General features: G+C 61.1%; 16 protein-coding genes. 9 read left to right on the top strand and 7 right to left on the bottom strand.

Annotation, left to right across the window (positions count from 1 at the left end):
• Positions 1-11: 11 nt before the first annotated feature.
• The gene (locus NUW13_08125; protein ID MCR4438992.1) at positions 12-1,181 is read left to right on the top strand and encodes a M28 family peptidase; all 1,170 of its coding nucleotides are present in this window, start codon (positions 12-14) and stop codon (positions 1,179-1,181) included.
• A 60-nt stretch (positions 1,182-1,241) separates the two neighbouring features.
• Here NUW13_08125 and lptG read toward each other — a convergent pair whose 3' ends face one another.
• Genes lptG through NUW13_08110 form a run of 3 tightly spaced genes read right to left on the bottom strand, consistent with a single transcriptional unit; the run spans position 1,242 to position 4,732 of the window.
• On the bottom strand, positions 1,242-2,318 hold the full coding sequence (gene lptG, locus NUW13_08120) for an LPS export ABC transporter permease LptG (GenBank protein MCR4438991.1): 1,077 nt from the start codon (positions 2,316-2,318) through the stop codon (positions 1,242-1,244).
• A 33-nt stretch (positions 2,319-2,351) separates the two neighbouring features.
• Positions 2,352-3,332, bottom strand: a complete 981-nt coding sequence (locus tag NUW13_08115) for a serine protease (GenBank protein ID MCR4438990.1) — start codon at positions 3,330-3,332, stop codon at positions 2,352-2,354.
• Positions 3,329-4,732, bottom strand: a complete 1,404-nt coding sequence (locus tag NUW13_08110) for an LptF/LptG family permease (protein ID MCR4438989.1) — start codon at positions 4,730-4,732, stop codon at positions 3,329-3,331. The genes NUW13_08115 and NUW13_08110 overlap by 4 nt, the downstream gene beginning before the upstream one ends.
• A gap of 186 nt (positions 4,733-4,918) precedes the next feature.
• Here NUW13_08110 and NUW13_08105 point away from each other — a divergent pair, with 186 nt between their 5' ends.
• Entirely contained in the window at positions 4,919-5,902 is a 984-nt protein-coding gene (locus tag NUW13_08105; GenBank protein MCR4438988.1) for a hypothetical protein, read from the top strand.
• Between the two features lie 94 nt (positions 5,903-5,996).
• Here the strand turns inward: NUW13_08105 and NUW13_08100 are convergent, their stop codons facing one another.
• The 4 genes from NUW13_08100 to NUW13_08085 all read right to left on the bottom strand — a co-directional run bounded on the left by NUW13_08100 (position 5,997) and on the right by NUW13_08085 (position 9,506).
• Positions 5,997-6,719 carry a hypothetical protein gene (locus NUW13_08100; protein ID MCR4438987.1) on the bottom strand — a complete coding sequence of 241 codons (723 nt, stop codon included), beginning with the start codon at positions 6,717-6,719 and terminating at the stop codon, positions 5,997-5,999.
• A gap of 106 nt (positions 6,720-6,825) precedes the next feature.
• Positions 6,826-7,557 (bottom strand): L,D-transpeptidase, encoded by a 732-nt coding sequence (locus NUW13_08095; protein ID MCR4438986.1) that lies wholly within the window; start codon positions 7,555-7,557, stop codon positions 6,826-6,828.
• A gap of 39 nt (positions 7,558-7,596) precedes the next feature.
• The gene (locus tag NUW13_08090) at positions 7,597-8,784 is read right to left on the bottom strand and encodes a L,D-transpeptidase (GenBank protein MCR4438985.1); all 1,188 of its coding nucleotides are present in this window, start codon (positions 8,782-8,784) and stop codon (positions 7,597-7,599) included.
• A 104-nt stretch (positions 8,785-8,888) separates the two neighbouring features.
• On the bottom strand, positions 8,889-9,506 hold the full coding sequence (locus NUW13_08085; protein MCR4438984.1) for a DUF4398 domain-containing protein: 618 nt from the start codon (positions 9,504-9,506) through the stop codon (positions 8,889-8,891).
• 492 nt (positions 9,507-9,998) lie between these two features.
• On the opposite strand from NUW13_08085, the gene NUW13_08080 reads away from it, so the two are divergent.
• The 7 genes from NUW13_08080 (at position 9,999) to NUW13_08050 (ending at position 17,518) form a co-directional block, all read left to right on the top strand.
• A complete protein-coding gene (locus NUW13_08080; protein ID MCR4438983.1) occupies positions 9,999-11,555 on the top strand; it encodes an ATP-binding protein in 1,557 nt (518 codons plus the stop codon).
• On the top strand, positions 11,548-12,906 hold the full coding sequence (locus NUW13_08075) for a sigma-54 dependent transcriptional regulator (protein ID MCR4438982.1): 1,359 nt from the start codon (positions 11,548-11,550) through the stop codon (positions 12,904-12,906). Before NUW13_08080 ends, NUW13_08075 begins: the two co-directional genes overlap by 8 nt.
• 323 nt (positions 12,907-13,229) lie before the next feature.
• Positions 13,230-14,282, top strand: a complete 1,053-nt coding sequence (locus tag NUW13_08070; GenBank protein MCR4438981.1) for an ATP-grasp domain-containing protein — start codon at positions 13,230-13,232, stop codon at positions 14,280-14,282.
• A complete protein-coding gene (locus NUW13_08065) occupies positions 14,279-15,307 on the top strand; it encodes a D-alanine--D-alanine ligase (protein MCR4438980.1) in 1,029 nt (342 codons plus the stop codon). Before NUW13_08070 ends, NUW13_08065 begins: the two co-directional genes overlap by 4 nt.
• The gene (locus tag NUW13_08060; GenBank protein ID MCR4438979.1) at positions 15,294-15,845 is read left to right on the top strand and encodes a GNAT family N-acetyltransferase; all 552 of its coding nucleotides are present in this window, start codon (positions 15,294-15,296) and stop codon (positions 15,843-15,845) included. The genes NUW13_08065 and NUW13_08060 overlap by 14 nt, the downstream gene beginning before the upstream one ends.
• Positions 15,799-16,917 (top strand): KamA family radical SAM protein, encoded by a 1,119-nt coding sequence (locus NUW13_08055; protein ID MCR4438978.1) that lies wholly within the window; start codon positions 15,799-15,801, stop codon positions 16,915-16,917. Before NUW13_08060 ends, NUW13_08055 begins: the two co-directional genes overlap by 47 nt.
• A gap of 79 nt (positions 16,918-16,996) precedes the next feature.
• Positions 16,997-17,518 carry a DUF2284 domain-containing protein gene (locus NUW13_08050; GenBank protein ID MCR4438977.1) on the top strand — a complete coding sequence of 174 codons (522 nt, stop codon included), beginning with the start codon at positions 16,997-16,999 and terminating at the stop codon, positions 17,516-17,518.
• Positions 17,519-17,616 lie beyond the last annotated feature (98 nt).

The following is a 17,616-nucleotide window of genomic DNA, read 5'->3' as shown; positions in this document are numbered from 1 at the left end:
GGGATAGACCTATGCGCATCCGCAGGTTCGTTGCCGAGTTGTGTGCATTTGCTCACCGGGGTAGCTGCAGCGCCTACGAGCGCCGTGCTGCTGAGCACCTCCTGGCCACGATGCGTGCGTTGGGCCTGGCGCCATGGCTGGAGTCGTTCCGCTCCCAGAGGCGCATGACGTGGGAGCTCGTCGTGATTGTTGGCGCCATTGCCGTGGCCATGGTGGCTGCCCATTATTGGCCCCTGGGCGGGCTGTTGGTCTGCACTTTGGGCTTGCTTCTGTTTTGGGGGCACTTTTCAGTTCGCTTTAAGCCGCTGGCCCGACTTTTTAGCCGGGCGCCCTCTCAGAATGTGGTCGCCAAGCTGGGGAGTACGCAGGCGAAATGTCGCGTCGTGGTCAGTGCCCACTATGACACGGCTCGCTCCGGACTGATGTGGCACCCCAAGCAGGTGAGAAACTTTCGAGCGAACTTTCTGCTTGGCGCAGGAGTGCTGGTGGCCATCGAGTTCTCCCTCTTGCTGCGCGCGCTGGGAGTGCGCGGATGGTTGCTCGAGGTGCTGCTCGTGGCCGGGTTGGTGTACGTTTTCGCCTACCTCATTATCCTGCTGCATGCGGGGCTGGCCGCTCCGTTGGTGCAAGGTGCAGCCGACAACGCCAGCGGCGTAGCGGTGCTGTTGGACGTGGCAGCAGCGCTCAAAGAGGAGCCTCTCCGCAACTGCCAGGTATGGTTTGTGGCCACCGGCAGCGAAGAGACCGGGGCCCTGGGCATGGCCGACTTCGTGCGCCGCCACGCTGCCGAGTTACCGAGGGCCCAGACGCATTTCTTAGTCTTCGACTCTCTGGGCAGCGGTCAGCTTCACTTTTGCGTGGGCGAAGGGATGCTCGACTTGTGCCGCTTCCGCGGGCCGCTGGTGGAGATGGCGCGTGAAGTTGCCTCGCGGGGGGCATTTCGCGAAGTCACCCCCTGGGTGTACCGACTTGCCTGCACCGATGCCATTGTGCCAGCGCGGAAGGGCTATTCTACGCTGCTTCTGCTCGCCACCGACGCTGCGGGTGGTTTGCCTCACTGGCACTGGCCCACCGATACGCAGGAGAACGTGGACTTTCGCGTGTCGGAGCTGGCCTCGCGCTTCGCCTTGGCGCTGCTGCGTCGGCTGGATGTTGCCTCAGGGGGCGCATCCGCCAGTTGAAGCGCCGAGCCTGACCAGGCATGCGCAGTCCCCAGGCCTATCCCCCCGGAATTTCCTCGGTTAAGTCCGTGTGCGGGCAACCAAGACGATGCCCACGGCAAGGAACACTATGTTCCCCAGCCATGCGGCCAAGAGCGGGGGCAAGGTGCCAGTGTGGCCCAAGGATTGTCCGGTCTTGAGCAGGCCAAAGTAGAGGAAGCAGATCACCAAACTGAAGCCGAAGCTCACCGCCACGCCGCTGCGGCGCTTGCTGGAGGCAAGCGAGGCCCCGATGAGGAGAATGATGAGGTTGCTGAACGGGAAGGAAATCTTCAGGTAGAGGTCCACCAGCCAACGGTGTGATTTGCCCCCATTGCGGCGCACCTCCTCGATGAACTCGCGCAGCTCGCCATAGGACATCTCTTCTGGCTCCAATTGCACCCGCGCCAACTCCCGATGCGTGACGCCGAGGTCCGGAACATCAAGGCCGGCAAAGGCTGCTGCCTGCTCTTGCCCGTCGGAGAAGAGCCGCTCGTAGCCATTTTCCATGCGCCAGTTGCTTCCGGTCCAGCGCATGACGGGTGCATCCAGGCGCCGCCTCATCCTGGAGCCCTCGTACTCCTGGATGCTGACCCGGTAGGCTGTCTGCTGCTTGGAGTCGTAGTAGCGGATGAGCACACGTCGGTCGGCACGATCGCGCACGATGAGGTTAGTCATGCGGCGCCGAATGTTAAAGTCGTGCTTCTCGATGTAGTCCAGCTTGATCTCCCGCTTGCGGCGGTTGGCCGCTGGCGAGACCACCTCGCCCACGAAAATGTCGGCCACACTGACCAGCACTCCCAGGATGATCATCGGCGAGAGAATGCGATAGAGCGATGTGCCGGTAGCCTTCATCGCCACCAGCTCGTTGTGCTTAGCCAACGTTCCCATGCAGAACAAGCTGGCAAGCAGCACAGCCACCGGCAAACTCATGACCACGATGTGGGGCAGGTAGAACAGATAGTACTTGGCCACGATGGTCCACGACACGTGGCGATCGAGAAAGGCGTCGAGGTTCTCCACCATGTCGACCACGATGAAGATGAGGGCGAATGCCACCAGGGCAAAGGTGAGGTTGCTCAGGAAACGGCGGGCAATGTAGCGGTCAAGGATGCGCATGGGTGTCAACCTCTTCGGTGGCTCCGGCTCACCTCACTTGAGAAGAGTCGCGGCGGAGAAGCCATTGCGCTGCAACAGGTCAAGATTGGCCCGCAAGAAATTGCGCACCGTGTTGCTGCTGACCACAAAAGTGATGCCGTAGTTGATCAGCTTCAGCTCCTCCACATAGATGTCGCCCGTGTAAGGAATGTCGGGCTCTGGAGTGGGTGGTGTAGTATCCGCAGGCGGGGCCAGCAGGTAGTGCGAGTCGTAGGCAGCCGAGGTGGCCATCCCCACGTATTCCATGCGTCCCTCGCGCTCGTTGGGATGCACGACTACCCCGCCAGAGTAGCCGCGGTTGAAGGCGATGTCCAGCATGAACCTTCCGCGCCCTCGCGAGGGGCTCACCAGTCCCCTGGTGACCGCGAAGAACCCCTTGGGGAAGCCGAGCACGTAGACCTCCTGGCCAAGCTTCAGGTCTCCGGCGTCGCCGAAGCGGAAAGGCAAGGGGCTCTCTGCCATCTGCTGGCCAGCGCGAGACGTTTTGAGCAGGGCGATGTCATTTTCTCGGTCAGCGGCGACCAGTTCGCCGGCCGTCCACTCGCCGCTGCGGTGGAACACGAAGATGTCCTGTCGGTATTTGATGGACAGTTGCCGCAAGTGATTTGTGGGGCGCTTGGCATCGTCAAGAAAGTAGTGGCGGATGGTATCGGCGAAATCGACCACGTGGTTGCAGGTGAGCACGAGCATTTCGCGGCTGTTTTGCAGCAGCACCAGGCCACTGCCCGCTACCGAGCTGCTGGTGAGCTTCTGCTCGACCGGAAGGTCCACAACTCCCGGGCGCGCGTACGTGTAGTTGCGGTAGTAGGCTGAACAGGTAATTTTCACCAGCGAAGGTTCGAGAAGCGCCAGCTGGCGCACGCGCTCCTCCTGGGGCTGCGGTGCCAGTCCAGCGCGAGAGTTCATGCGGGCGCACGAGCAAACGAGGGTCACCCCCACCAGGATGGCGAGGCAAAAAGCCAACGGCAGCTTCATGGAGAACTCCCCTTTCGTAACAGCATGCGCAATCTGCCCAAATCGATTGGGGCGGTTTCGCGAGCAGTGCGGATGAGAAGGTAGACGCCGGCGGCTCCCACCAGAATGTCTGCCGACCACATGGCCCAAAACGGGCTGATGATGCGCCGGTCGGCCAGCTCCTCACCGCCGATAAGGAGCGTCCAATACAGAAGAAAGAAAAAGAGGCTGATGCCACCTCCAACTGCCCACCCGCCGCGATGCGCCATGATCCCCAGCGGCGTGCCGATGAGCACAAAGACCAGACAGGCCACTGGGATGGAGTACTTCTTGTGCACCTCTACCATGAGCTTGCTGATGCTCCTTTTCAGCGACTCGATGTTCAGCAAGGCATCGCGCACGCTGCTCCAGGTGCGGATCTGCATCTGGGTGAGCTCCAGCTTCTCGGCCCCCTGCGTCTTGGCCGAATCCCACTGGCGGAGGAGCCTGTCCACATCTTGGAGGCGCAGCTTGGACAAGGCCTTGCGTGGCAACAACGCCTGGAGGTCCCGGGCTTGAGGCTGCGTGAGCAGCTGCTTGGTTCTTGCCTCCTGGGTAGCCAGCAGCTCGCGCTTCTGGCGCACCTCGCGCAGCATGGTGCGAGCGCTCTTCTCCCGGTCGCCGCGGTATTCCGATTCGCTGCGGCTGAGGACCAGCCCGGGAACCTCAGGGGTAATGCGCATGTGCGGGAACCAGATGTGCACGTATTCGCCCAACTTACGGTAGTCGATCTTCTCAATGGCCCCGTGGTAAAGGTCCAAAGTCAGGATGCCGTGGGTCTTGTCCACGCGGATCTCGCCGCTATCGGCGAAGACCGTCTGGGTCACATCTGGCTCGCTGTAGTCGTCCACGATGACGCCCCAGAGCTTGGAATAGCCTTCTGCCTCTTTGATGATCCGCGCCGTCAGGTGGAGCGAAGGGCTCACCTCGAACACGACGCCCGGCTCGAGGGTGAGCGTAGGACGCTTGCGGGCGATATCGGCGGTGAGCAGGCGGGCGCGATGGTTCATGTCGGGCAGGATGCTGTTGCCGAACCAGATGCAGAAGGCGCAGAGGCCAGCGGCCGCCACCAGCACCGGCGCGATGATGCGGTACAAGCTGATGCCACTGGCCTTGATGGCGACAATCTCGTTGTCGGAGGAGAGGCGGCCAAATGCCATCAACACCGCCGGCAGAACGGCCATCGGCAAGGTGAGCGCCACGATCCACCCCATGTGGAGCGACAGGTACTCCACGATGAGCGCAAACTCCAGACCGCGACTCAGCAGCCGGCCCAGTTCCCGAAACAGGATGTTGAGAAGGAAAAAGAGCGTGATGACAAAAAAGGCAAAGAGAAAAGGACCGACATGTTCGCGGATAATGTACCGGGGCAATATCAGCATGAGCCACCTTGCTCCTTCCGTATGCGCTGGGAATATACCAAATTGCCTCTGGCTTTGCAAACGATTTTTCGACAGCTTGCCGCACGTCCCTGGGCAAAGTTTTCGCTTGACAAAGTGCTGGCATTTTGGCAAATTGCCCTGGTGCAAAGGGGTTCTTGCACCGTTGGCAGAATCGTGGAACTTGGCATGGATACCTTGCGCGGAACTCTACCACCGGCAAGCGCGGACAGCGGGGCGGTGGTGACCTACGACTTGGCGCTCGCGCTCGACTGGGAGTACGATTGGGACTTTGTCCGGGTCGTGGCGCAACGAGCGGAGGCCTTGGGGCTGCGTACGCTCATCGTCGGGAAGAACAATCTCGCCGGCACGCTTGAACTGCTCAACGTGGGAAGGGTGCGCATCCGCTTCCTGTTCGACCGCGCCACCGATGCTGCCCACGAGTTCTACGCCCTGCAGCGCCTCGTGGCCGAGCAGGGTGGGGAAGTGCTGGAACCTCTGGAGAAGCTGCGTTGGGCGTCGGACAAGGCGACCATGCACTTAGAGTTCATCGCCAATGGGCTGCATACCCCCTTCACTATCATCCTGCCGCCCTTTCATTCAACGGAAGAGGTGCGGTTGTCCGTGGCCGACCTGGCTCATCTGGGGCGGCCGTTCGTCATCAAGCCGGCCAATACCACGGGCGGCGGCATCGGCGTCGTCGAGGGGGCCGAAACATTGCAGGACGTCTTGGAGGCCCGCCAGGAGCACCGGCACGACAAGTACCTCCTTCAGCAAAAGGTCGTCCCCCTGGAGCGTGACGGCAAGCAATTCTGGTTCCGCGGCTACTACGTCTGCGGGCTCACGCAATGCGCCTGGTGGAACGACCGCACGCACGTGTACCAGCTGCTCAGCGCCGAAGAGATCGCACGCTACGAGCTGAGCCCGCTCTTCTCCATCGTGGAAAAGATTGCCACTATTTGCCGGCTGCGCTTCTTTTCCACAGAGATCGCCCTGAACCAGCAAGGGACATTCGTGGTCATCGACTATGTGAACGAACTCTGTGACATGCGCATGCAGTCGTGCTACGCCGATGGCGTACCAGATGAGCTCGTTGACCTCATCGCCACGCGGCTGGCTTCCTACGTGCGCGAGTTTCTCGACCGGGGCGGTGCTCCGCCCGAGGCGGGGTAGCCCTGACTGGGCTTGAACCGGGGATGTGAGGGGGTCGAACGGCGACCTGCCGCGCCTGCCGTCGGCAGGCAGGGACGCCGAATGAGAGGGGAGCTTAGAAGCGAAATGCCAATAGGGCGTGACGGGGGAGCGCGCGATAGACGGCTTTGGCATCCGCGCGCGATAGCTCTATGCGCGCTATGAGCGGCGGTACAGGTTGGCGAAGCCGGCGGAAATCCGCAAAGCCCTCCACCAGACTTGCCAGGCGATGCTGGGCCAGCACCGCGAACTTCTGAAGGCGGCCTTTTCCGGAAAACCCCTCCGCCTGGCTGACTTTGATGGTCAAATGGCGGGTGAATTCGAGGACGAACGCTACATCGCCGCTGTCAGGCGGGGGAGTCATATTGGCCAGCCTTTCCGCTTCCACGGTGTCTTTGGGCGCGTCCACCTTCTTGATGGGTGCCTTGGCGATGGTCCCCCACTCTTTGCGCAAGACAAATGGCCTGTTCAACCACTCGCCGAGCCGAGGCGAGCGCCGGGCGCGGTGCAGCGCGCCACTGGCTGAATAGCGCTGGATCTTGCACTCGCGCACCGGAACCCCTCTGATGTCCAAAGTTACCAGGCTGTCGACCAAGTCGATGCTCAGGGCAATGGAATCGGTCTTGGCGATGGTCAGGCGATTCTTGAAAAACGCCCCCTCCACCAGAAGCGGTACCAACGAAGGGTCGGGCCTTGGCTGGTTCTTGCCGCCAGATGCTTGCGCGGCGGACTCCGGCGGCAGGGGATCGAGAAGGAACGGCCAGAGGACGGCACCGACAAGAACCAGAAGGCTTGGCAACAAGAACACCAGCAGGCGGCCCCAGAAGCGAGGGCTCGGCCCTTCCGGCACAGCGTCGTCGTGCCTGGGAGTTGCTGCGAGCGATTTCCGAACGTGGCGGCGCATATCAATACACGAAAATCCTTGAGCCTTCCTGCAGCTTGTGGTAGACGATGCGCAGATCTTCGTCGCCGAGGCGGACGCAGCCGTGGGTGACCGGCATTCCCAGTAGACGCTTGTACAAGGTGCCGTGCACAAGGTAGCCGTCCCCGAACGCGAGGGCATATTCACCGAGCACGCCGAACTCGAATCTGTCCGGATGGGTGGGCGGCGGTGGTTCTCTGCCTTCTTCGATGAACGCCCAGTCGGGCTTGCGCCACACCGGTGCTTCCAGCTTGGCGTGCACCCTGAACATCCCTCTGGGCGTCTTGAATACCCAGGTGCGCTTGTCCCCGGCGCGGAGCATCACATAGCTGCCGGTGGAGCAGATCCCCTCATGCACCAGGTGGTCGCCGGACTTGACAAAGATGCGATTGTTGGCCGTGTCCACGATGAGGTAGTGCCCTGCCGGCGTAAGCCGCTTGAAGCGGCGGCGCAGTTCCGCCACGCGGCGCCGAAGCTGCCGTTCCTGCGCCGTGCGCACGCCAGAGGTTGTTGAGGGCGGCGCAGTTGCCCGCGCCGACTCGACCACCTTTTCGATGCTGCTCTCCAGTGCCGGCGCCGCGAGGAGTAACAGTAAGCCGGCTGCAATGCCCGCCGCAGCAGTGGCGAACCAATGCGGCTTGGACGCGGGCGGCAAGGCATCCGTTGCGGTTGCCTGATCCGGGGCTGAGCTGCTCATGTCAAGGTCGCTGCACATTGTAGGGCTCAGATGCTGTGGACAGCCCATTTGGCTGGCTCATTGTGTGCCGAGGGTTGCATAGTTGGTGCCGCGAAAGCATGACTCCCAGCTGCGCAGGGAGCCGACGATAGTCACCCTGGTGCCTACGTCCACCATGTCGTACAGCCGGTCCATGTCGGCGTTGCTCAGAGCCACGCAGCCATTGGTCCAGTCAAAGCCCTTTCCCCCTTCGCCGTGAATTTCGATGAGCCCGCCGATCTGTGCTCCCGGCGGCAATTGGCCGCTTCGTTTGTTAACCTCAAATTGACGGCGGTCTGCTTCGTTGGGGTAATTGATGACCAGGGCCTTGTAGTAAGTGGTGGAGCGCTTTGCCTTTTTCTGGGTGACCACGTACTGCCCCTCGGGGGTGGCGTTGTCCCCTCTGTGCCGCTTGTGCCCCATCCAATTTGGGCCGAGCTCAACCGAGAATTCTGCCACGGGCTTGCCTGCCCGGTAGACGCGGCACGTGTGCGCGAACTTGTCGACGATGACCACCGTGCAGTCGTGTTCCTTAGAATAGGCAATTGTTTCCTCCGCCCACTCTTGCCACGTGGGAACCTTGGCGAAGTAGGCGCGCACTGTGTTCGCGGAGCCATTGCCCGCCAAGCCGATGGCTTCCTTAGCCTCGCGGAGGCGCTCCGCCGCGCGCAGCACGTCTCCCCGCCGCGCGGCCGCTTGCGCCTCTAACAGAAGGAGCTCACTGCGCGTTGCCCGCTCCCGATAGGTGCTGCTTCCGGGCAAGTCTCGGAAATGCGCGCGATAGTCGTCGATCTCGCGCTGCGCTGCACTGGCTGCGGTACGAGCGTGTTCCGCAAGCGAATCCCTGGCGGCAACTGCCCGGACCTGCGCCTGAACCGCAAGGGTATAGGTGCGCTGGGCTAACTGGGCCGCGCCGCTAAAGTCCCGCTTTACGAACCAGCGCCGCCGCTGCTCCTGAAAAGCGCGCAAGGTGTGCTCCCACGAATCCTCTGCTTGCTGCCAGAGCTTGGGGGCATAGGTCGGTGCCTCTGCGTGGCGAGCAGCGCTTAACGCCATACGCGCCTGGTTAAGGAGCAGCAAAGGTGGCTTGGGCCTGGCGAACCACAAGCCAAAGTACACTGCCGCAGTACAGGCACAGGAGATGAGGGCTGCTGCCACCCAGCGCCTGTTCGGGTGGGGCGCGGCCCGCCTCGCCGTGCGAAAACGGTCCTGATTAGGGTGCATCATGCGTCGACGACATTCTGAGTTGAGTGGGCGCAAAAAGGCCTCGTTCCGCAAAGCGAGGGTCCCCTGGGTTAACGGAACGAGGCCTGAGACTACAGAGCCAAAAGCTACCTCTTCTTGGTGAGCGCAGCCTTCTTGCTGATGACTTCCTGCAGCTCATTGATCAGGGCGTTTGCCTTGTCTAGCGCGGCCTTGGCCTTGTCGCGCGCCGTCAGGTAGTCACCCTTCTCCATCGCTGCATTCGCCTCGGCAACCGTGTTGTCGACCACGCCGATATCGCTCTTAATCAGTTCCAGCGCCTGGCGACCTTCTTTGCCACGGGGGGCCTTCGCAAACAGCTTCTTGACCTGCGCGGTGGCGTCAGTCACCTGCTGAATCAGGGCGGTCGCCTCGTTCTTCACCTCTTCCCTTTTCACTGCGGCTGCCTGCGCGGCCTCCTTGGCCTTCTCCTCGGCCACCTGCAGCAAGTGCTCGGCAACGCCATACTTGCGGAAGGGGGCAAACTTGCCATTCTGCTTCTCGATCTCGGCCAGAGCGGCGTTCAAAGAGTCATTGGCGGCAGCGTACTGCTGCGGTACATAGCGATCCGCCTCTGCTGCCTTGGCGGCCTGCAACGCAGCCTTCACCGCGTCGATGCGCTCGGGATCAGGAGCCTTCGCGCAGCCGGCGACGAGCGCCAGCACGGCAACAACCGCAACCAGGGGCAAAACCATTCTGCTTCTCATGTCTCAACACTCCTTTCGTCTGATTCCACATCACAGCACTGATGACCACTCACTCCCCCATCCTCCGTGTATGCCGGAAAAAGGCCCTCGCTTTCCCTCCCAGGATGCATTTTCCCCTTTACATTGAGCTGATTTTTTCGTACCTTTGCCACCGCTGCAAGAGGTACACAAGCTGGCAAAACAGTCTCAAAGAGCGTGCCAGCTGTTCAGGCCTCTGGCTTAACCATTTTGCGGTACAAGTGGTTAACCAGGGGCATCGCATGCCGTCGCGGCTGCCTTTTTCTGAGTATCCTTATCAGAATGAAAACGACCGCCGCGAGAACGCCAAAAGAGACTTTCAAACTGATAAACGCGGATAGGCCCCCTTGGTTCCCGCGTGGCGGCACAAAATGTTCTGCAGGGTGACGCGGGCACCGATTGGGGCGGCAATGCGGAGCGCAATAGGCAGGAGGATGAGATTTCCGCTCGAGCCGGGCGGCAGAGCGGAAGGCTATGGCTACATTGAGTGAGATCATCCACGGGCACGTGGAAACACTGGTGGAGAGTGCCACCGAAACGCTGCTGACTTCCCGCTGGGGCGTCGACCTGGACTTGCCCAGCGACTTGTACACCAAGATCTTGGGGGGTATCTTCGCCCACCTCGAGCGGGACCTTCGCGGAGAGAACCGACAGGTAGCTGGTTACCAGCTCACCAGATACTACCTGCGCGAGTTTCAGTGCAACCCGCGCCTCAAACACAACTTTCACGCTCAACTTGCCATCCTCGGGGCGGCGCGCATCGTGCTCAATCACTTCCTGGTCAACACCACTTTGGAAATGAGCGACGATTTTGAGGAGCAATTTGCGCTCCTGCAGCGTGCATTCGACACGACGCTCATCTTCCTGAGCGAGTGGTGGGGCAAGGTCTACCAGGAACTGCGCGCTAAGGACCACCAGCTGATCAATGAGCTCAAGATTGTTAAAAACGACTTGCAGCGGCAGCTGGATGTCATCTATCAGATCATCAAGGAGTACCCGCTGGGAGTGGCTGACTGCGATGCGGACCTGCACGTGTTGCACTGGAATCCTATGGCAGCTCGGCTCACGGGCTTTGCCCCTGGTGACATCTTGAAGAAGAACATCCTCGAGCTCTTTCATGGGCAGTCGCGGGAGGTCTTCTTGCGGGAGATCCGCTGCGAGCGGCGCCGCCGCCACAACCTGCAGCTGCGCATCTACCGCAAGGGCGGCGACTACTTTCCGGCGATGGTCTCCATCGCCCGCCTCCGACAACCGTCCATTGGCAACGTCTACTACATCATCAGCTTCCAAGAGCTGGGCGAGCAGGTGCGTTTTGCCTCGCGGATCAGGCAGATCGACCGGCTGATGGCCATCTCCCGGCTGACCAGCGCCATGATGCATGACATCCGCAACCCGCTGAACAACATCGGCCTGCACGTCGAGCTCTTGGAGCGCCTCCTGGAAAGTGGGTCCAATGGCGTGAATCCCGAGGTGAGCGAACTCACGCGCAAGATCCAAGGACAGATCCAGCAGCTCAGCGATAGCCTCAACCACTACCTTGCCTATACCCATCTGGCCGATCTCAACATGGTGCCGGTGGAGCTGGTCGGGCTAGTCGACGGTTGGGTGCAGGATGCGGCCTACGAGGCAGCCTTGCGCAAAGTGCGGGTCCACTTCCGACGCCCGTCTTGGTCGTGCTGGGTGATGGCCGATTGGGTGCAACTGCGTCGGGTCTTTGCCAACATTTTCACCAACGCCCTGCAAGTGCTGAACGGCAGCGGGGATGTCTGGGTCGCCATGCGCCGCCGGGGGAAAAGAGTGTTGGTGGCAATCCGCGATAACGGCCCCGGCATCGAGTCGGAGCACTTGAAGAGAATCTTTGAGCCTTTCTTCACGACCAAGGAGAGCGGTGTAGGTCTGGGCCTTTTTGTGTCAAGAGAGATCGTTGCCGCCCACGAGGGGCGCATTACCTGCAGCTCGAAAGTGGGTCAAGGGGCACTTTTTTCGGTGAGCTTGCCGCAGGTGGAACAGGGAGAGGTCACCAGTGAGTGAGCTCAGCATTCTCATCATCGATGATGATGTCGAGGCCCTTCAGGCTCTGCAGAAGGGATTGACCTCGCCACGCTATCTCCTCAAGACCGCCACATCCTTGCGCAGCGGCCTCAAGACCCTGGAGAGCGAGGATGTGGACATTGTGGTCACCGACCTGAAGCTGAGGGACGGATCAGGGCTTGAGGTGGTCAACTACGTCCAGGAACACCGCCTGCAGGTCGCGGTCATTGTGATCACCGCCTACGGCTCGGTTGAGACCGCGGTGGCCTCTATCCGGAGCGGCGCCTATGACTACCTGGTCAAGCCGTTCCGCATGGCTGACCTCCAGCGGCTGCTTGACCGCCTTGGAGAGACGATACTGCTGCGACGCGAGAACGAACGTCTCCGAGAAAAGCTCGAACTTTCTCAGGCCGTGCCCAAACTTGTCGCCGTCAGCCCGCCCTTTAAGCGTGTCGTGGAGTTAGCAAAGCAAGTTGCCCCCTCGCGCAGCACCATCCTCATTACCGGCGAAACCGGCACAGGCAAGGAGCTGATCGCGGCTACCATTCGCTACCACAGCCCAAGGGCCAGCAAGCCTTTCGTCAAAATCAACTGTGGCGCCATCCCTGAGAATCTCCTCGAGGCTGAGCTGTTCGGGTACGAGCGGGGCGCCTTTACCGGTGCAGTGCGACAGAAGAAAGGGAAGATCGAGATGGCTGACGGTGGCTCGCTCTTCTTAGATGAAATTGGCGAGATCACCCCGGCCATGCAGGTCAAGTTGCTTCGCTTCTTGCAGGACGGTGAGTTCGAGAGGCTGGGGGGCACGGTTACCCTCAAAGTGGACGTGCGCATCATCGCCGCTACCAACGCCGACCTGGAAAAGAAGGTCGAGGAGGGTACGTTCCGAGAGGACCTCTACTATCGCCTCAACGTCATCGGCATTCATGTGCCACCGCTGCGCGAGCGGCAGGAGGACATCCCCTTCTTGGTGCAGCACTTTATCGAAAAGTACAACCATCTCAATGGGAAGAACATCCAGGGCGTGGAGCCGGAGGTGATGAAGCAGCTGTTGCGTCACCCGTGGCGAGGAAATGTCCGCGAGCTGGAGAACATGGTGGAAAGAGCGGTGGTGCTGTCGCAGGACAATCTGCTCCGCTCGTACCACTTTCCGGCGCTCGCCACTGGGGCAGAGGGCTCGGCGCGCAACATGGGACTGGAGGTGGGAATGTCCTTCGCCGAAATCGAACGCGTGGCGCTGCAAAAGACTTTGGAGTTCCACAACTATGACAAACAGAAGGCTGCCCGCGTGCTGCAAATAGGCCTTGCCACCCTGTACCGGAAGATCAAAGAGTACAACCTCGAGAAGCAGTAGCGGGAAGAGGCACAGAGCTCACCCCGCTTCTGGCAAGATAGCCAGCCCCAAGCCCTAAGGGAAGCTTTAAACCCGCACGTCGACCACCTCTTCTCTCATTTTGATAGCCTGCCTGAGACGCAAGCGCCCGCGATTTTCAATCTGGGAAATAGGCCCCCCAGGCGTGGCCGCCGCGACAATCTCACAGTTGTCTAACCGGCTTATACAACAGGTGGTTACATTGCCGTCCTCATCTTGGCACAGTCATTGTAAGACCTGTGTGAGCTAAGAGGAGGGGGTGTGTCTTGCATGGGCACGTGTGCCCTGTAGCTCAGAAGAGAAGCATGAATATTGTCGTCACCTTTAGCAGCAAGGATGGGCTTCTGGCTCAGTACCGAAGGAATGGCCGCCATAAGGCGGGGGCCGACATCCCTCCGGACTTTTTTGCCGAAGGGGACTCGGAAGAAACCATCCAGGCGGTAATCGATGCCCTGCGCAGTGGTGGTCACAAGGTGCAGGGTGTGGAAGGCGACGACCGAGCTGCGGCCGCGTTACGGCGCCACCGGCCAGACCTTGTCTTCAACATCGCCGAGGGGCTGTTCGGCGATTTCCGCGAGTCCTATGTGCCCATGGTGTGCGAACAGTTGGGCATCCCTTACACGGGCTCAGGCCCTCTGACTCTCGCCATCTGTCTGAACAAAGCGCGGGCGAAGGAGATTCTCAGCTACTACGGCATCCCTACGCCGCGCTTTAGAGTTGCGCAGGTGGGCGAGCAAGTAGACCTGCGCGGGCTGCGGTTCCCGGTGATTGTGAAGCCGGTGTCGGAGGGCAGCAGCAAAGGCGTTTTCAACGACTCAGTGGCCGACACGCCCGCGCAGGCGAGGCAGCAGGTGGCAAAGTGCTGGGCCACGTACCAGCAACCGGTGTTGGTGGAGGAATTCCTCGCTGGCCGTGAATTCACCGTCGCAGTCTGGGGCAACGGCGATGACTTGGAAGTGCTCCCCATCGTCGAGATCGTCTATGACGAGCTTCCTGCCGGGGCGCGCCCCTTGTACTCTTACGAGGCGAAGTGGGTGTGGGATAGGCCCGAGCAGCCACTGCGCATCTTCGAGTGCCCGGCTCCTTTGGCGGATGAAGCGCGGGCCGAGCTCCAACTGCTGGTGAAGCGGGCCTACCGTGTGCTGCACATTCGGGACTGGTGTCGCATCGACGTGCGGGCAGATGCCGCAGGTCGTCCGCACATCCTGGAGCTGAATCCGTTGCCGGGGATCTTGCCGAACCCAGAGGATAACTCATGTTTCCCCAAGGCGGCGCGCACCGCAGGATACAGCTACCAGCGGATGGTGAACCACGTAGTGGAGATTGCCGCAGCGCGATACGGGATGACCGCCGCATGAGGACGAGCCGACAAGGGCTGAAGGTGCTGGTGGCCTACGACAAGCTGGTGCCGCCAGTGGACGACGATCCGGACTGGGTTTCAGAAGCGGCTGTCAGATATGAGGTGGAGGCTGTCTACCAGGCGCTGTTGCGTCTCGGTCACCAGCCGGCCCACTTAGCCGTGGATGACATCGGATCGGCCATCGAGGAGGTACGCAGGGCCAAGCCCGACGTCATCTTCAACTTGTGTGAGGCCTACAAGGGGAAGGCGCAGCATGAGATGGCGGTGGCAGGCGTGTGGGAACTGCTGGGTGTGCCGTACACGGGTAATCCGCCTCTCGCCTTGGGCATGGCGCAGAACAAAGTAGTGGCCAAGCGACTCTTCGCCGCTGCGGGGATCCGCACTCCGGCATATCATGTCTACACCGCCGTGCCGAGACCCACGGACCTCTGCCTCCCTCTTCCGGCGATCGCTAAGCCTTCGCAAGAGGATGCCAGCCTCGGCATTACCGCGCAGTCGGTGGTGAAAGAGGCAACGCAGCTGCCGGAGGTGGTGGAGGCACTGCTGACCAAGTATCGCCAACCGGTGCTCGTGGAGGAGTATGTCGACGGCCGGGAGTTCAACGTGAGCGTGCTCGATGGCGAGCCGCCGCAGGTACTGCCGCTGTCGGAGATTGACTTTTCGGTACTGGACGCCGACACCCCGCGGATTACCAGCTACGAAGCGAAGTGGTTGCCCGACCATCCGCTCTTCCAGAGCACGCCTGCTGTGTGCCCGGCACGAGTGGAGGAGGGCCTTCGGCGGCGACTGGAGCGGACGGCACTGCGTGTGTTCCACCTGCTTCATGGCCGCGACTACGGCCGGGTGGACATGCGGCTAGACGCCAAAGGGGCGATCTTCGTGCTGGAGTTCAATCCCAACCCGGACATCTCCCCGGCGGCCGGGTACGCCCGCGCCCTCAGGGCGGCGGGGATTACCTTCGAGGAGTTTGTGGATCACCTGCTTGCGCACGCATTGAGTAGGGGTTGCAATGATCACAATTAGAAAACTGGGGCCGGAGGATCGTGCCGCGGTCTATGAGATCCTCCAGCAGACAGATATGTTTACCATGGCCGAGGTGAACGTGGCCATGGAACTGATCGACACCTATCTCTTCAACAAGGATCAGAAGGACTACCTGGTCTATGCGGCAGTTGCCGAGGGTGGACAGGTCGTAGGCTATGTATGTTTCGGCCCCACGCCGGCGACGGAGGGCACCTTCGACCTCTATTGGATCGCGGTCGCCCCGGCCATGCAGAACAAGGGAGTCGGCAAGCAACTCTTGCAGTTCGTGGAGGAGTATGTGAAGAGCCAGAGCGGTCGCCTCATCATCATTGACACGTCCTCGCAGAAGAAGTATCTGCCAACGCAGCAATTCTATTTGCGGAATAACTACACGGTGGAGGCGCGCATCAAGGATTTCTACCGTCCAGGTGACGATAGACTGATCTTTGCCAAGCGCCTCAACGCAACGCCTGAAGGAGGGCAAACACCACATGGAAGGCTGGCGGCGACAACTACAGCGGAGCATCACCAGCGCTGAGCAACTGGCCAAGAAGTTCAACATTTCATTGGAGGACCTGGAGAGAGTAGAACGCCAATTCAAGATCCGCATTACCCCGTACTACCTTTCGTTGATAAAGAGCAAGGGCGACCCGCTCTATAAGCAAGTGGTGCCCGACGTCCGCGAGCTGGAAGACAGTGAGCTTTTTCAGGACCCACTGGCCGAGGACAAAGATTCGCCGGTCAACAACATCGTGCTCCGCTACCCTGACCGGTGCCTGTTTTTGATCTCGCATGTGTGCGCTTCCTACTGCCGGTTCTGCACGCGCAAGCGCAAGGTGGGCGACCCGAGCAAAATCAGCATGAAGTACATCGACGAGGGGATCGAGTACATCGCGCAGCACCCTGAGATCCGGGACGTGATTCTCTCGGGCGGGGATCCGCTGCTGCTCAGCGACGAAATGCTCGGCTTTGTCTTGCAGAAGCTTAGGCGCATCCCCCATGTGCAGATCATCCGCATTGGTACGCGCGTCCCGTGCTTCCTGCCCCAGCGCGTGACCGCCAAGCTCGCCAAGCTGCTCAAGAAGTTCCACCCCTTGTACGTCAACGTCCACTTCAATCACCCCGACGAGCTGACGCCTCTTGCCGTGCGTGCGCTCGCTCGTCTGGCAGACGCGGGCATCCCCCTGGGCAACCAGACGGTGCTGCTGAAGGGCGTCAATGACGACCCGGAAGTGATGAAGCGGCTCGTACAAAAACTCTTGCAGGCCCGGGTGCGGCCTTACTATATTTACCAGGCCGACATGGTTTTCGGTACGGAGCACTTCCGCACACGGGTAGAGAAAGGGCTGGAGATTATCAAGGCGCTGCGGGGCTGGACCTCCGGCTTGGCGGTGCCACACTTTGTCATCGATGCCCCTGGCGGTGGTGGCAAGATTCCGCTCCTGCCCCATTACGTCGTGGCCATGGATGAACGCGAGGTGGTGCTCCGCAACTACGAAGGGTGCATATTCCGCTATCGGCAGCCGGGATCGCGCACGGTTCCGGTCAGCGCAGCCTCAGAGCTTGAGCTGGTTGGCGCGTTGCCAGAGGAGGCAGACCTGCTGGCGTAGGCCGAGGTCTGGCCTCAGGGCCCTGTCGACCGAGTACTGGGCTCGCTTTGGCCTTCCCTGAAATGTGTCGGGTGGAGGGATGGAAAAATACGTACAGCAAGCCCTGCAGGGCGGAGCGACGGCGTGTCTCGAGATTCCCGTCTCGGCGGTGAGCGTGGCCGAATGGGTGCGCCTGAAGTGCCAGTACGGGTGCGGGGGCTACGGCGCCTGCCTTACCTGCCCGCCTCATAGCCCCACGCCGGAGGTGACTCGTCGCTGGCTGGCGGAATACCAGCGGGGGCTGTTGCTGCGCTTCGACCGCAACCCGGCAGAGGGCGAAGAGAAGGTGCGACTGCTCGGGCGCAGGCTTGTGGCGGAGTTGGAACGGCGCTTGTTCTTGGACGGCTACTACAAGGCCTTCGCGTTGGGCGCGGGCCCATGTCCGCTGTGCGACGAATGCGACGTCACCAAGCCATGCTCGCATCCGCGGCTGGCGCGGCCGGCCATGGAAGCCTGCGGCATCGACGTCTATGCGACAGTGCGCAACGTAGGGCTCTCGTTGGAGGTGGTCACCTCCGCAGATGCGTGCTATGATCTGGTTTCCCTGGTGCTGGTGGAGTAGGCGGGCGGTCCTTCCTCGGCCCGTGAGGCAGGGACGCATGCGACCAGGAGCTGGGGCGCACCAGGTGTGATTGTGCGGTGTGCAACGGGCAGGGACCG

It is taken from the genome of candidate division KSB1 bacterium, assembly GCA_024655945.1.
Taxonomy (GTDB): Bacteria; Zhuqueibacterota; Zhuqueibacteria; order JANLFK01; family Oleimicrobiaceae; genus Oleimicrobium.
This window is presented reverse-complemented; position numbering and strand designations above follow the sequence as displayed.

Coding starts and splice junctions, on each gene's coding strand:
- NUW13_08125 (MCR4438992.1), top strand. CDS start 12: ATGCGCATCCGCAGGTTCGTTGCCGAGTTGTGTGCATTTGCTCACCGG.
- lptG (MCR4438991.1), bottom strand. CDS start 2,318: ATGCGCATCCTTGACCGCTACATTGCCCGCCGTTTCCTGAGCAACCTC.
- NUW13_08115 (MCR4438990.1), bottom strand. CDS start 3,332: ATGAAGCTGCCGTTGGCTTTTTGCCTCGCCATCCTGGTGGGGGTGACC.
- NUW13_08110 (MCR4438989.1), bottom strand. CDS start 4,732: ATGCTGATATTGCCCCGGTACATTATCCGCGAACATGTCGGTCCTTTT.
- NUW13_08105 (MCR4438988.1), top strand. CDS start 4,919: ATGGATACCTTGCGCGGAACTCTACCACCGGCAAGCGCGGACAGCGGG.
- NUW13_08095 (MCR4438986.1), bottom strand. CDS start 7,557: ATGTGCAGCGACCTTGACATGAGCAGCTCAGCCCCGGATCAGGCAACC.
- NUW13_08090 (MCR4438985.1), bottom strand. CDS start 8,784: ATGATGCACCCTAATCAGGACCGTTTTCGCACGGCGAGGCGGGCCGCG.
- NUW13_08085 (MCR4438984.1), bottom strand. CDS start 9,506: ATGAGAAGCAGAATGGTTTTGCCCCTGGTTGCGGTTGTTGCCGTGCTG.
- NUW13_08080 (MCR4438983.1), top strand. CDS start 9,999: ATGGCTACATTGAGTGAGATCATCCACGGGCACGTGGAAACACTGGTG.
- NUW13_08070 (MCR4438981.1), top strand. CDS start 13,230: ATGAATATTGTCGTCACCTTTAGCAGCAAGGATGGGCTTCTGGCTCAG.
- NUW13_08065 (MCR4438980.1), top strand. CDS start 14,279: ATGAGGACGAGCCGACAAGGGCTGAAGGTGCTGGTGGCCTACGACAAG.
- NUW13_08060 (MCR4438979.1), top strand. CDS start 15,294: ATGATCACAATTAGAAAACTGGGGCCGGAGGATCGTGCCGCGGTCTAT.
- NUW13_08055 (MCR4438978.1), top strand. CDS start 15,799: ATGGAAGGCTGGCGGCGACAACTACAGCGGAGCATCACCAGCGCTGAG.
- NUW13_08050 (MCR4438977.1), top strand. CDS start 16,997: ATGGAAAAATACGTACAGCAAGCCCTGCAGGGCGGAGCGACGGCGTGT.